We start from the raw sequence: 14,431 nt of genomic DNA on the forward strand, positions 1-14,431 counted from the left end.
CGCCGCGGTTTCATTGCATCCCCTGACTGTGTCGCCCTGAGCTGGCAGGATGTCTGTGGGGGCGAGCAGCGCCCGGGGCCGCTGTACGAGGGGTATGTGTGACAGCCAGGAAGATGATCAATGGTCGTTTCATTCTGTTGGGAGACGAGCTGCGACCTGGCGGGCTGTCTGAGGTCCGTAAAGCCTTCGACATCTCCGACCCTGACGGGGCGTATGCGGCGATCAAGCTCCTGCGGCAGGACGAAGGCAACGACAACGCGGTCCTGGAGACGTTCCTCGGGCGGGAGACGCTCTCGCTCAGACAGCTGGAGCATCCCAATATCGTGCGGATGCTCGACTCAGGGTGGGACGGCGACCTGGGCCGCTACTTCATCGCACTCGAATGGGTCGATCGGAGTCTGAAGGATGATCTCGCAGAACGTCGGCCCATCGGTTGGGAGGCGTTCTTCGGGCGGATCGGTCGGCCGCTGATCGGAGCGCTGTCATACGCCCACGGTCTCCAGATCGAGCATCGCGATCTCAAACCCAGCAATGTGTTGCTCACGCAGGACGGTGTCCCTAAGCTGGCCGACTTCGGCATCGCCAAGATCCGCTCGAGGGTGAACGCAGCCGCCGATGCGACGGTTGCTGAATTCCGCTCGGCCCCATACTCCCCGCCAGAGCGGGATGATGTGGTTCCGTATGCCCGAGATGTCTTTGGTTTTGGTGTTCTGGCGCTGCAGATCTTGTCGGGTGGCAAAGCCAGTGACTACCACCACCTTGCAGAGGTCCTCAAGGAGCTGGATCTCCCGCCAGAGATCCGCGCTGTCCTTGGACGCTGCATCGACTTTGATCCGAGGAAGCGTCCTGCGAACGCAGCTGTGCTCGAACAACAGCTCCTGGATGCCGACGAGGTTTGTGGCAACAGGCAGGCTCGGCGTAGCAGTTACCTGTGGCTGAAACTCACCACCGGGGCGGCAGCAAGTATTACCGACGTACCCCGGGGAACAGAGCCGGACTGGGAGCGAGCCAAGAACATCATCTTGGCCGACCTGAGCGGAACCATGCACGTCGACTACGGCTTCAACGCGAAGACCCAGGAAACGGACACCAACACGCTCTGCGTGGCTGGCAGCGAGTGGTACTTGCGCCTCAAACAGGACGAGGGGCGGCGGGAGCGCGCCGTCGTCCTGTCCGCCGCAGCCAAGGGCGAGAAATGGCTGGCTCGCTGGCGAGAACACGCGCTCAAACTGCCGTCGGTGCTCACCTGGACATTCAAAGATCCCGGCGAGACAGCTGCCTATCAGGGCTGGGAGCTGCTCCTGGACCGGCTGGACCAGCACAAGGCAGATAAGGAACAGGCGGCACACGAGAAAGGCGTGCAGCGCCTGGGTGACCTGTTCGACGGATGGCGCCGCCTACTCGATGCTCGTGAGGAGATCGCGGCGCAGGGGCGAGAACGTCTGGAATACGAGCGCATCAGTGAGGGCGGCCGCAGTGTCGTCTTCCATCTCACCTCACCTTGCAGCGCATCGCTGGTGGGTGAGGAGTGGTCGGCGGCCTCCTACTCCCAGGGCAGGCCCGTGGCACGGGGCGAAGTGACGGAACAGACCGAGCAGACAGTGACGCTGCGGTTCCGCCGCGCGGGCACCCGGGTGCCGGCCCGCGGCGTGCTGGTGCCGTTCCTCGGCCCGAGCCAGACCGCTCTTACCCGGCAGCGCGATGCACTTGCGACTGTCTCCACCGGGCAGAGTACGAACCGCCTGCTACGCGACATCATCGATGCGCCGTCGGCGATTGCCACCCAGCCGCCGGCTGAGATCACCGACTGGTTCCGTGCCGACCTGGACGGCAGCAAACGGGATGTCGTCCGCCACGCGGTGAGCGGCCAAGACCTAGTGCTGGTCGAAGGACCACCCGGCACCGGCAAGACCACGGTCATCGCGGAGATCGTCGAGCAGACCCTGGCACGCACCCCCGGAGCTCGCATCCTCATTGTGAGCCAGACGCACATCGCCATCGACAATGCTCTGCGTCGGATCGCAGATGCAGGCGTGACAGACATCGTCCGACTGGGCCGTCCCGATGACCCACGGGTCGCGGGTGATGCGCAGCACCTGCTTCTGAATCGGCAGATCACCCGGTGGACTCGCAAGGTCAGACGAAACGCGGAAGCATTCCTCGACGACGTTGCAGCCCGCAGCGGTCTGCAAGCCCGCCATCTCAAGGCCGCCCTCCACCTCGAAGAGCTGGCCGCCGTTGCCGCAGATCTCGCCCACGTGCAGGCACGGCTTGAGGAGCTGTCCAAGCAGCCCGTCCCGGAGCGCACGACCTCTGCCCGCGAGCTCGACGAGGAGGTGCTGTCGTTCGAAGCCCGCCGTGATCAGCTGATGGAGCGCCGGCATGAGCTGTTCGCCGACGTCGAGCGAAGCCTGGAGGGCGATCTAACTCTGCGGGAGAACCTCACTGCCAAGGACGCGCGGGACGCCGTCGGAGCCCTGTTCCCACAGAGTGCTGGCCGGACCATGCTGAGCTTGCTGCGACTGCAGGGCGAGTGGTTGCAGCGCGTGGACACCGACCCCAACTTGCTGGCCGCCTACCTCAAGACCCGTCAAGTCGTCGGGGGCACCGCACTGGGCTTTCTCGGGCACCCGGCCGCCAGGAATCTTGAATTCGACGTGTGCATCTTCGACGAGGCGAGCAAGGCCACCGCGACGGAGTCACTCGTGCCTCTTGCCCGCGCCCGTAAGTGGATCCTCGTGGGCGACACTCGACAGCTTCCGCCACTGGACGAGGACATCCTGCGCGATCAGAAGATTATGGAAGACCACCACCTCATCCCGGAACTAGTTACAACCACCCTGTTCGCGTATCTGGAGAAGCACACGCAGTATCCCGTCAAGCACATGCTGCGCGAGCAGTACCGCATGACCCCGGCCATCGGAAACATGATCTCCACCGTTTTCTATGGCGAGGACTTGCTCTCGCCTAACGCCACTGTCCTTAAGGGATACGAGGCCATCGGGAAGCCTGTCCTCTGGCTCGACACATCACGGATCTCTGGCCGCCGTGAGTCAGACCGCACCGGCGCCGAGACCAGCATTTCCAACCGTGTGGAAACCCAGATCGCCCGCGATAGGCTCACCCTCATCGACCGAGCCGTCACGCAGGGCGTCATCCAACCATCTGGCAAAGGGCCCTTGGAAGTACTGGTCATCGCCCCGTACGGACGTCAGGTCGAAGAACTGCGCCGGCGCTTGGCCAGTGTCACGCTCAAGCACCTCAACGTCGAGGTCCTGTCCGTCGATGCGGTCCAGGGACGAGAATGCGACCTGGCTGTCTTCTCGGTCACCCGCAGCAACGAACGCGGTGACTTCGGTTTCCTCGGAGAGCACTACTGGCGGCGGATCAACGTCGCGCTCTCCCGCGCTCGCTACGGACTCACCGTGATTGGCGACGCCGTCTTCTCCCGCAGCAAGCCTGGAGCCCTGCGCGACGTTCTGGACTACATCACCAGTCACCGCGAGGACTGCGAGGTACGCGATGCCCACATTTAGCCCCGACAGTCTGCTTGCTGCACGCTTCCATAACGCGCATCCGGGCCTGCAGCTGACAGCCATTGTCGACGCTGCACTACCAGTCACCCGTATCAACGCTGACGTCCTCGCTCAGGACCGCAAGCAGATCCCCCTGCTCGACGAATTCGTCTTGCGACTCGTGGACGCGAATATCAGCACGGAAGCGGCCATCGCTGGCTTCCTCGGTCTGCCCTCCGACATGGTCACCGATACCATCGCCGACCATTTCCACAAAGATCTCCTGACGTACGGACCATCGCGCAGCGCTGAGGGTACGCGACAACTCAAGCTGACCCCCCGCGGCGAACAACAGGAGCGTGAACTCTCCTCTGTTGTCCCTGTCCGGGTGAACGAGCCGATCGTTTTCGATCAGTTGCTTTGGAAGGTCAGCTCCTTCGATCGCCGCATGATCATTCCTCGCCGTCAAGCACAGGAACAGAACATGCTGCTCCTGCCTGCTGCGCAGCGCCGACCCGTCGAGATGGGTGACCTTACTGCCGCCGCGATCAACATCCAGCTCCGCGAACGCGGGCTGACCGACCGTGAAGTCCTGCAGATCAAGCAGATCACCGAATTGAAGGCGTCTCGCGTCCTGCCCGCTAAACTCCTTGTCTACGCTGACGTCGATCGCACCGACATCCAGCTCGGCGTGGTCATTGACGGCGAGCTGAGCCCGGAGCACGAACTCGCTCTCATCAGCTACGGTGGCGCGAAAGCTCTCGGCATCCAGGTCGAGGCCCCCGCCGAACGACCCTCGCTCGATCCAGATCTGGAACGCGCGCGTGTTCCCTTGGCCGAGGTCACCAAGAAGCGCGCGGAACAGGCGGCAGTCCAACTCGCAGCCGTCGCTCACAAGGAGCCAGCCGAAGAATTGCCGCGCGACGAGATCCGAGCCATCAGTGTCTTCGAGCACCCCGATCTGCTCGAAGAGGCTCTCACTCAGGCCCGTCGCAGAATTCTCCTCATCGCTCCCTGGATCAAGCGCGCCATCGTTGACACCAGCTTCATCAGCAAGCTTGAAACCCGGCTGCGTCGCGGCGTAAGCGTCCACATCGCCTACGGTTACACCCTCAACGACCCTAAGAACGACCGCGATTCTGTACGCAGACTCGAGAATCTCGCAAGTCGCTACAAGGAAAAGTTCACCTTCACGCGGGTGAAGTCCACACACGCCAAGGTCCTCGTGTACGACGATGTGTGGATCACTACCAGTTTCAACTGGCTTTCCTTCGCGGGAGATCGCGACCGGACGTACCGCATGGAGGAGGGCACCCTCGTCCGTGGAAGGAAAACAGCCGACGAGACCTTCCAACACTATCTAGAGCTGATCGCTCAGGAGAGTGCATAGCAGACACTAACCGACCGATATGGCCTCTTGGGTATTTCGCTGATGGAGTGCCGCGTCGATCAGCAGATCGGCGCCCTGATCGACTCTGCCGCAGACCTGCGGCACACTTGCATCACGAACTGGGTAAACGCCGGGGTTTTCCGGTGGCGGAGATTGCCCGCAGTGCGGGTAAACCTTCCGGAGGTCATCCGCCGCCGGCATGAGAGGTTCTAGAGAGGGCATGAGAAGTTGAACAACAAGGTATATCGAAAATGCTATGGACTGGTGTGGTGCTGACTCCCTCTGCACCGCACGCGAGCGCCCGGTCCCGTCCAGGGACCGGGCCTCATGCATTGGTGGAGTGCAGCTAACGCAACCCTTGATTACTCGGCCATGCAGCCGACGGAACAGAACCAGTCACTCTCGGCCAGCGTACGATAAGTCACCGATGCCCAGTGGTTGGGTCCGAGGTCTTCTCCTTGCTCCCAACTGGTGGCCAGGTCCTGCAGGTAGAAACGAACCTCATCCGAGCCGCCCATGGCGAACTGCCGACGAATCGCTCCCTTGATGCCTGCCAGGATCGTGGCGGCTTGTGCTCCATATAGGGCAGCTAGACCGAAGACGTCAAAGTGGTAGCGGACCCGGGCCGCCAAGAGATCGGTCCAGCCGAGTGGCGGCTGGACGAAGAATCTCAAGACAGCGGGTTCTTGTTCGATCACTTCAGCGCTCAGCCAACGATCATTTCCTATATCGTCGTAGTACGGGTGAAGCGTCTGTTCCTCAGCGCATCTAGGTGCGGAATCCCTCTTTGCCTTGTTGCAGTCGCTACAAGCCGGAACCAGGTTTATGGGCGCGACGGACAACAGGGAGAACTTACTTTTGGGTAGGTGGTGATCCAGCGTAGTGACTTCGCGATGATCGCACAGTGGACACCTCGACGGTGCAGTCCGGAGTTCGTCGTATATCGGCCGTCCTGGTGCGCCGGATTGTGCCATCCGCTTCTTGTAGACCTCGGGGAGTTCTTTGTGATCATGCTCGTCTCGTGGAGCGAACGCCGCCGGGTTGAGGGAATGCAGTGACGCTGCGCGTACGGCGGTGTCGAACGAGGTTGCCGCGTTCACGACATTGTCCTCCAGCCCTGCCAGCCGCTTTTGGAGGTCGTCGTCACGGATCCTGCTGATGCAGACGCGGTAGGCGTCGCGGGCCGTGTGCCCTGGCATCTGGAGCAACCGCATCAGACGAGACCCTCTCTGCGGTCGCGAACCGCGATCAGCGCTCGGACAAGACTCTTGGCCTCGCTACCGAGCTCCCCGCGAAACCGCTCAAGCACCCCCTGATAAGTGAGGCCCTGGCCTACGGCCCGTTCCAGATCGCGGTGAAATCCCGACCGCGTGACCTCAAGTCCGAACGCCTCGTGAGTAAGGATGCCTACGTTCTCTCCGAACGTCTCGACCGCGGGACGCATGGCTCGCACCACATGACCGGATCGGCGTAGCATCCACACGCATCTCCGGGGGGTCTCTTGCAGGACCACGGGTGAATGCGTTGCAATTATCGCGACACCGTTGCGGTCGACAAGCAGGTCGGAGACGGCCCGGATGAAGGCAGCAAGAAGCGGCGGGTGAAGATGCGTTTCTGGCTCGTCGACCAGGACTAGGGTCCGCTCGGTTACAAGATCCGCAAGATTGGTGACTGCCAGCAGAACGATCTTGTGGCCGGAGCTAAGACTGCTGAACAAATCTGCTGGATCGACCTGCCGTGGTTCGAGAGCAGAATGTGCAACCGCAGGAACATCAGCATCTCTGAATAGAGCGTCAGCCTCGGCCAGAGTCTCAAGAGCGCTCCGCCAGCGGGCCAGGCGGGCCCCGGTGAGTCCTTCCACCAACTGTTTAAAGCGCTCGGCTGGAGTCACCTCGGTGGAACCATGGATGCTGGTCCGGGCGAGTGTGACGTGCGCATGGTGCGTTCCGTTGGCCTCACGTACGGGGGCAAGGGCGTCAAAGGCGCTGGAAGCGATGGAAACCATATTGGCAAACACGGGGCCATCGCCGTTCCGGTCCGTGACCTCGCCGACTTCTTCCGCTGTGGCGGAACCATCCGCGACTGCCCTGGCTAGGTGGCTGAGCAGACGAGTCTTGCCAACCCCGTTGCTGCCGATCAAAGCGTGGACATTGCTTGGAGGAGACGATCCCGGATCGACAGTGAAGGACAAGGAGAGGGGCTCTAGATCCTCCATTGCCGGTGACGGAGCTGTGTAAGAGAAGTCGAAGGGCGTTAGCCGAGCGCCGCCCAGAGCGATGCGATGGAACTGATGGATGACCGTCTCGTATGAGACTGAGCGGAGCAGTGACCTCTGCGTCACCTCTTCGTCAACTGCACGCGAGAGGAGCTCTCGGTCGAATGCCATGTCCCGCAGGGCCCTCAGTAGGCCAATCCGTACATCGTCGCCCAAGTCGCGAAGCTTCTCGTAGTAAGTATCGTCCTGCCCGAGGGAGAAGGCCCCCTCGTCGAGGGTCTCGAAGCGATCCGGCAACGTGGTGCGATCATGCGCATGCATTCCGAACTCGCCGATCTTGACATCCCCGATCTCATGGATCTCGGTGCCGTCGTTGTACAGCAAGAAGAAGGTCGTCTTGAAGTGGTAGTCGTCCCAGTTGTCCGTCACGAGAAATGCCTGCGGCCGTAGTGGTCCTCGCGGCAACGTCCGGTAGGGCAAGACGGTGAACTCCACGGTTCCTCCCTGGGCTGCGTCGCCCACTGTGTTGGGGTAGAGAGAGCGTAGTGCCCGAGCCGGGCAGTGCCTCACGTCAGGGGCGCCGCCGACTCTCGAAGCAATACAAGATCAACAGGCAGTGTCGAGAATGGAACTGCATCACGAGCGATCAAGTCGTGGGCGGACGAAAGCATCGCCGATCCAGGTGAAGCTCCCGGCATGGGAGGTGCTCTGGACCTGGGCACTGTCTCTCACTCGCCTAGCAGACCCAAGGTGAGGTGCGCATCGTGCCGATCCCGCCCCTGCCGGCGCGGCTGCTCTGCGAGCATTCGAAGCTATTCGGCACGTTCGAAAGATGGCCCGGCTGTTCTCCAATGAGCGGGGCAACGTGATCGCATTACGTTGTCACGGCGTGTCTCCGAGCGAATGGTGGGGCGCTTGGCGCCCATAGTCTCGCGTGCTTGCTGCGTTCACCTGTTCAGAGAGGCGGTGGACGCCATGAGGCATACACCATTCCAGAAGTACGGCGTCCCCAAGAGGAGACCTGCCAGAAGGGTTGTGACTGCGGGTCGGCACCGCGACGGCCGGGCCGCAGCGGTGGACATCAGGGACCTGGCCGACGAAATTGGCGCCGCGCTGATCCGCTCCGTCCGGCAAGTCGCTGCCGATGACTTGGCCTCCCTGGGGACAGGCCATGACCCGGTCACCATCAGCTGGTATGCCTTCGCGTTGGAATACCTGGAGATGCGCTGGCCGCAGGTCGCGGCGAAGACGCGCAACGAGACCAATGACGCACTGTGCGCGATCACCCTGACGATGCTCCGGGACGTGCGAGGCCGCCCGAGTGACGAGCTGCTGCGGCAGGCGCTTCGAAACTGGGCGTTCGTCCTGCCCCGGCCGGACTTGCGGACGGCACCCCCGGACATGCGGTTTGCCCTGCGCTGGGTGGCGAGGGCGTCCCGTCCGCTGACCGACCTGATGGATCCGGCCGTGATGCGGGCCGTGCTGCAAGCTTTGCGGCTGAAGCAGGACGGCACGGTCGCGGCCGCCGAGACCCAGCGGCACAAGCGCATGACCCTCGTGAACGCCGTGCGGTACGCGATCGAGCAAGGCGGACTCCCGGACGACCCGCTCGCCAACGTCAACTGGCGGATTGCAAAGATTGTCAAGCAGGTTGATCCGCGGGTGGTCGCCAACCCTGCCCAGGCTCGCTCCCTGCTCCACGCCGTTTCCTACGTCGGCAGCTACCGGCGGGCCCGCGGACGGCGGCTGGTAGGGCTGTTCGCCGGCATGTACTACGCCGGGCTGCGGCCGGAGGAGGCCGTCGCGGTGACCCTGCCGGACTGCGTCCTACCGGCGGAGGGCTGGGGCGGAGTGTTCCTGCACGTCACTCGGCCCAGGCGGGTAAGAAGTGGACCGACACCGGGTGCCTCCATGACGAGCGTGGCCTGAAGGGCCGCCCGCCGGGGGACACCCGTCCGGTGCCGCTGCCGCCCGAACTGGTGGCGCTGTGGCGAGAGAGCGTCCACACCTTCGGTACCGCTGATGATGGGCGGCTGTTCTTCAACAACGTGGTGGCGTCCTCGCCTCCAGTACGTACGACCGCGTCTGGCACGAAGCCCGGGAACTGGCCCTGCCGCCCGGCCTGCTGAACGCTCCACTCGCGGCTCGCCCCTACGACCTGCGCCACTCGGCCCTGTCCACCTGGCTCAACGCCGGCGTCGACCCAACGGAGGTCGCGGAACGCGCTGGCAACAGTGTCGAGGTCCTCATGACCAAGTACGCCAAGTGCCTGTACGGACGGGCCGCGATCGCCAACCAGCGCATCGAGGCTCTGCTGGACGAATACGGGTGAACTCCCTCTTCCCGCCAGGTGGTTTCTCTGAGTACTCCGGAGATGACCCGGCTCGCTACTGGGCCGGGTTCGCGTCTTGCGGCGCAATGAGTTGGCGTCGCCAGTCAGCGAACCGCTCGCGCAGCGCTGCGGCTTCGGTGGCAGTAAGGCCGTAGGCGGCGAATTGCTTGTCCGTGTAGCGCTGGATGCGGGCGAGTGAGTCGGCGAACATTCGAGGATCGAAGCCGTCGTCGTTCTGCTTGGCCAGCTCCATCAGGCGTTCGCGGGTGTATCCGGCCTTGAGGAGGCCGTCGACGTCGATGGCGTCGCGGACCTCGGCCCGGCCGTCCAGAGCAGTGGTCTTTCCGGCGGCGACATCGTCAGGGTGCAGGACCGGGCCGAGCTCGGAGGGCACGGGCGGGTGGTTGAGGAACTCGGCGACAAGTTCCACCTTGTTCTGCGTACCGCTGACCGAGTCGGTGACGTTCAACCGGGTGTAGGTGTGCTCGGAGTTCTGGTGGGCCAGTTCCACGGAGAAGCCTGCGGCTTCGTAGGCGGCGATGACGCGTTCGGTGGCCGCGGGCATCTCCGTGGTGGCCCGGTTGATCGGAGCAAAGAGGTCGACGTCGTCACTAACCCGGTTGACGATCTGGTGGGCCTGGACGGCGTAGCCGCCTGCCAGGGCGTAGCCGAAGTCGTCGGCGAGCGCGTCGAGCCCGATGCGGATCAGGCGGCGGTGTAGCTCGTCCACTACGCTGCGGCCGCCGCAGGTGCGAGGTCGGGGAAGCGGGCCTGCCAGGCCGCACGGGCCGGAGCGGGCAGGAACAGGTCCGTCCAGTGTTGGCGCAACAGATCGGCGCTCAGGTACGCCCGCAGGTCGGCTGCGGTCTGGGCTTCCCGGACGACCCGCTCGTACATAAGGAGCAGGTCGGCCTCGTCGGCGAGGTCGTACTCGTAGTGCGGACCCCAGTCGATGTGCCGGGGCAGGATCACGGTGCCGGCGCTCGGCCCGACCAACTCGTCGAGCGACTCCGGAAGCGCGTAGATCCTCGCGGCGGCGTACCTGCTCATACACCCAGCATGCCGTAGCCGGCCGCGTCGTGGTGCCGACACCGGCATCCCCGTGGGCAGTGAGCGTCACGTTCGACGAAACGCCTGCTCACAGCCGTACTCAGCCCTGACCCGGGAAAATCAAACGGCCTGCTCCCTCCGTATGTTTTTCGACTGTCTATGCCGGCAAATGCGCAGGTCACGACAGGTGTCCTACGGAGTCGGCTCTACTATTCGGCTCTCCCATCCCACGCATGTCCCACGCGAGGCCGTTCCACGGGATCGGACATTTGGGATTTCGTCCGTCCCGCGTCGTAAAGTCGCAGGTCGAAGCCCTCTCGGGCCGAGGGGTCATGATGGAGTAGGCCGTGTGCGTTTTGGCATGCATAAGTTAAGCCCTGACCCGCGTTTCTGCAGGTCAGGGCTTGTTTTGGTGGTGCCCCCGGCAGGATTCGAACCTGCGCACACGGCTCCGGAGGCCGTTGCTCTATCCCCTGAGCTACGGGGGCGTGTCGGGCGCCTTGGGTGGCGGCGACGGGTAGAACCCTACCAGCTCCTTCGGGGTGTTCATGAACGGGTTTCCCGGTGTTGCCGGTCGTCCCGGAGGGGCGTCGCCGTGTCGGTGACCTTGCGGGCGCTTCGGCCCCGACGCGGCCCCGTCGCCTCCCCGCCCCGGTCGGAAGTGGGTAAAAGCCGGACGCGGTGGCCTGTGTCGACCTACTCTCGACTTGTGCCAGGCGCTTCGGGCCGGGTGCTTGTTGTGGACGACAACAAGGTCATCCGGCAGTTGATCAGGGTCAATCTCGAACTTGAGGGCATCGAGGTCGTGACCGCGGCCGATGGTGCCGAGTGTCTGGATGTCGTTCACCAGGTGCGGCCCGACGTGGTCACCCTCGACGTCGTCATGCCTCGCCTCGACGGCCTGCGCACCGCCGCCCGGCTCCGTGCCGACCCCCGGACCCGTGATCTTCCTCTCGCCATCATCAGCGCCTGCACCTCCTACGAGGTCGAGAGCGGCCTCGACGTCGGCGTCGACGCCTTCCTCGCCAAGCCCTTCGAGCCCGCCGAACTCGTACGCCTCGTGCAGGAATTGATCCGGAGGGGGAGGGGGAACGGGGCGGCGGGGGACGGGCCGGCCGGCGACATGCGCGAGGTCGCGGAAGCCGAGCGGGCCGGGCGGGCCGGCGGCTGAGACGTCCGACCGAGCCGCGTCGCGCGGGGCGCCGGCGCGTCCGCTGTCGTGCGTCCGTCGGGGGTGCCGCGAGGGACCAGGCGTGCGAGCGGTCCCGTCCGCCGGGGGTGTCGCGGGGGACTGGGCGTGCGAGTGGTTCCGTCCGTATATCGGACCCTCCCCCAAACCGGCTCGCCTACCCACCCCCCTCCTCCCCTACGCTTGTCCCGTGACCCCCGTCGAGCTCTCCCGTACCGTGCTGCGCGCGGTGCGTCGTGCTGTCGACGACGGGGTACTGAGCGTGGCCGTGCCGGCGCGGGCCGTGGTGACGGCCCCCGGACCCGGAGGGTGCGGTGACTACGCCACCAACATCGCCCTCCAGCTCGCCCGCCCGGCAGGGCACCCGCCCCTGCGCGTCGCCGAGATCCTCAAGGCCCGCCTCGCGGACGCCGACGGCGTCCGTGACGTCGTCGTCACCGGGCCCGGCTTCCTCAACATCAGCCTGCGCGACTCCACCCCCGCCGGCCTCGTCTCCGAGATCCTGCGCCTCGGCCCCGCCTACGGCCACAGCGACGCCCTCGCCGGCCGCACCGTCGTCCTCCGCGTCCCGTACGACCTCCGCGCCGAAGTCGTCGCCGACGCCCTCTCCCGCATCGTCGCCTCCCAGGGCGGGCGGACGGAGATCGAGCACGGTCCGTGCGTCGGTCCGGGGCTGCGGTCCGTGGGGGTGTCTGAAGATCCCGCCCCGCCCGCCCACGGCCAGCCCGTCGACCTACGTCCCGTCCCCGCCCCCGAGGACCCCGCCCCCCTCGGCCCCGACGCCGCCCGCTGGGCCCTGCTGTACCCCGCCGGGCACCACCGGCCGCGTATCACCGCCGACCACCTCGTCCAGCGTGAGAGCAACCCTCTCTTCCGCGTCCGTTACGCCCACGCCCGCACCCGGGCCCTCAGCCGTAACGCCGCCGATCTGGGGTTCGGCGCCCAGCCCGGTGACGTGGGGGTCTGCGGCGCGGCTCCGCTCGTCGCCGCCCTCTCCGATCATCCCCGCGTCCTCGCCCACGCCGCCACACACCACGCCCCCGATCGTCTCGCCCGGCACCTCGTCACCGTCGCCGATGCCGTTCTGCCCTTTCTCCCCACCGTGCTGCCCCGTGGAGCGGAGAAACCCTCGGCCGCCCACCGCGCCCGGCTCGCGCTCGCCGAAGCCGCCGGGGCGGTGCTGGCCGGCGGCCTGTCCCTGCTCGGCATCGACGCACCCCACCACCTCTAGAGAGCCAGCCAAGAAGATGAGCCGTTCCGCACACCCCGCCGGGCCCCGTCACGCCGACGTCCTCCCCGAGGGCCACTACTCCGCACCGCCCGCCGACCTCAACGCCCTCGACCCCAAGGTGTGGGCCCAGACCGTCGCGCGGGACGCGGACGGCGTGGTCACCGTCGGCGGCGTCGACGTCAAGCGCATCGCCGAGGAGTTCGGCACCCCCGCCTACGTCCTCGACGAGGCCGACTTCCGGGCCCGGGCGCGAGCCTGGCGCACGGCCTTCGGGCATGACGCCGACGTCTTCTACGCGGGGAAGGCGTTTCTGTCGCGTGCCGTCGTGCGATGGCTCGACGAGGAGGGGCTGAACCTCGACGTCTGCTCCGGGGGCGAGCTGGCCACCGCGCTCTCCGCCGGGATGCCCGCCGAGCGGATCGCCTTCCACGGCAACAACAAGTCGAGCGAGGAGATCCGCCGGGCGGTCGGCGCCGGCGTCGGGCGGATCGTGCTCGACTCCTTCCAGGAGATCGTGCGGGTCGCGCACATCGCGCAGGAGCTCGGCAAGCGGCAGCGGGTGCAGATTCGTATCACCGTGGGCGTCGAGGCCCACACCCACGAGTTCATCGCCACCGCCCACGAGGACCAGAAGTTCGGGATTCCGCTCGCCGGGGGGCAGGCGGCGGAGGCCGTGCGGCGGGCGTTGCAGCTGGACGGGCTCGAGCTGATCGGGATCCACAGCCACATCGGGTCGCAGATCTTCGACATGTCCGGGTTCGAGGTCGCCGCCCATCGCGTGGTCGGGCTGCTGAAGGACATCCGCGACGAGCACGGCGTCGAACTGCCCGAGATCGACCTCGGCGGCGGCCTCGGCATCGCGTACACCAGCGACGACGACCCGCGCGAGCCGCACGAGATCGCCAAGGCGCTGACGGAGATCGTCAGCCGGGAGTGCGACGCCGCCAGGCTGCGGACTCCCCGGATCTCCGTCGAGCCGGGGCGGGCCATCGTCGGGCCGACCGCCTTCACGCTCTACGAGGTCGGCACCATCAAGCCCCTCGACGGACTGCGTACGTACGTCTCCGTCGACGGCGGCATGTCGGACAACATCCGTACCGCGCTCTACGACGCCGAGTACAGCGTCGCCCTGGTGTCCCGGACCTCCGACGCCGCGCCCATGCTCGCCCGGGTCGTCGGCAAGCACTGCGAGAGCGGGGACATCGTGGTCAGGGACGCGTTCCTGCCGGGCGACCTGGCACCGGGTGACCTGATCGCCGTACCGGCGACGGGCGCGTACTGCCGTTCCATGGCCAGCAACTACAACCACGTGCTGCGTCCGCCGGTCGTCGCGGTGAGCGACGGTGCGGCCCGCGTCATCGTCCGCCGGGAGACGGAGGAGGATCTTCTGCGGCTCGACGTCGGCTGACGGTGCGGCGAGGCGTGAGCGGTGGCAGGCCCGGGTGGCTGCGCGGCGCCAGGGGTGGAAGATCTCCTGTCTTCCGCCCCCGCGTAAATGAAATAGACGTC

Annotated in this window: 10 protein-coding genes and 1 tRNA gene; 6 read left to right on the plus strand and 5 right to left on the minus strand. The window is 65.6% G+C overall.

The features are described 5' to 3' along the window. Positions 1–98: 98 nt before the first annotated feature. Positions 99–3,536, plus strand: coding sequence for a serine/threonine-protein kinase (locus tag ACYF6T_RS27410; RefSeq protein ID WP_461699696.1), 3,438 nt, complete (start codon positions 99–101; stop codon positions 3,534–3,536). Continuing rightward, positions 3,523–4,905: a phospholipase D-like domain-containing protein gene (locus tag ACYF6T_RS27415; protein ID WP_461699697.1), complete on the plus strand. Its 1,383-nt coding sequence runs from the start codon at positions 3,523–3,525 to the stop codon at positions 4,903–4,905. Before ACYF6T_RS27410 ends, ACYF6T_RS27415 begins: the two co-directional genes overlap by 14 nt. Positions 4,906–5,267: 362 nt before the next feature. On the opposite strand, the gene ACYF6T_RS27420 is transcribed toward ACYF6T_RS27415, so the two are convergent. Together ACYF6T_RS27420 and ACYF6T_RS27425 are read right to left on the minus strand one after the other, a co-directional pair. Further along, positions 5,268–6,119: an HNH endonuclease gene (locus tag ACYF6T_RS27420; RefSeq protein ID WP_461699698.1), complete on the minus strand. Its 852-nt coding sequence runs from the start codon at positions 6,117–6,119 to the stop codon at positions 5,268–5,270. Then, positions 6,119–7,615 (minus strand): AAA family ATPase, encoded by a 1,497-nt coding sequence (locus ACYF6T_RS27425; RefSeq protein WP_461699699.1) that lies wholly within the window; start codon positions 7,613–7,615, stop codon positions 6,119–6,121. The genes ACYF6T_RS27420 and ACYF6T_RS27425 overlap by 1 nt, the downstream gene beginning before the upstream one ends. Before the next feature lie 579 nt (positions 7,616–8,194). Here ACYF6T_RS27425 and ACYF6T_RS27430 point away from each other — a divergent pair. Then, positions 8,195–9,049 (plus strand): hypothetical protein, encoded by an 855-nt coding sequence (locus ACYF6T_RS27430; protein ID WP_461699701.1) that lies wholly within the window; start codon positions 8,195–8,197, stop codon positions 9,047–9,049. A 458-nt stretch (positions 9,050–9,507) separates the two neighbouring features. On the opposite strand, the gene ACYF6T_RS27435 is transcribed toward ACYF6T_RS27430, so the two are convergent. The 3 genes from ACYF6T_RS27435 to ACYF6T_RS27445 all read right to left on the minus strand — a co-directional run bounded on the left by ACYF6T_RS27435 (position 9,508) and on the right by ACYF6T_RS27445 (position 10,990). Further along, complete coding sequence (locus tag ACYF6T_RS27435) at positions 9,508–10,182, minus strand: nucleotidyl transferase AbiEii/AbiGii toxin family protein (RefSeq protein WP_461699702.1); 675 nt, start codon at positions 10,180–10,182, stop codon at positions 9,508–9,510. Then, positions 10,182–10,502: a hypothetical protein gene (locus tag ACYF6T_RS27440; RefSeq protein WP_461699704.1), complete on the minus strand. Its 321-nt coding sequence runs from the start codon at positions 10,500–10,502 to the stop codon at positions 10,182–10,184. Before ACYF6T_RS27440 ends, ACYF6T_RS27435 begins: the two co-directional genes overlap by 1 nt. 413 nt (positions 10,503–10,915) lie before the next feature. Continuing rightward, positions 10,916–10,990, minus strand: a tRNA-Arg gene (locus tag ACYF6T_RS27445). A 173-nt stretch (positions 10,991–11,163) separates the two neighbouring features. On the opposite strand from ACYF6T_RS27445, the gene ACYF6T_RS27450 reads away from it, so the two are divergent. The 3 genes from ACYF6T_RS27450 (at position 11,164) to lysA (ending at position 14,330) form a co-directional block, all read left to right on the plus strand. After that, entirely contained in the window at positions 11,164–11,673 is a 510-nt protein-coding gene (locus ACYF6T_RS27450) for a response regulator (protein ID WP_461699780.1), read from the plus strand. 208 nt (positions 11,674–11,881) lie between these two features. Next, the gene (gene nrtL, locus ACYF6T_RS27455; RefSeq protein WP_461699705.1) at positions 11,882–12,922 is read left to right on the plus strand and encodes an ArgS-related anticodon-binding protein NrtL; all 1,041 of its coding nucleotides are present in this window, start codon (positions 11,882–11,884) and stop codon (positions 12,920–12,922) included. 16 nt (positions 12,923–12,938) lie between these two features. Beyond that, positions 12,939–14,330, plus strand: a complete 1,392-nt coding sequence (lysA, locus tag ACYF6T_RS27460) for a diaminopimelate decarboxylase (protein WP_461699706.1) — start codon at positions 12,939–12,941, stop codon at positions 14,328–14,330. Positions 14,331–14,431: the final 101 nt, after the last annotated feature.

It is taken from the genome of Streptomyces sp. 7R007 (assembly GCF_054850255.1).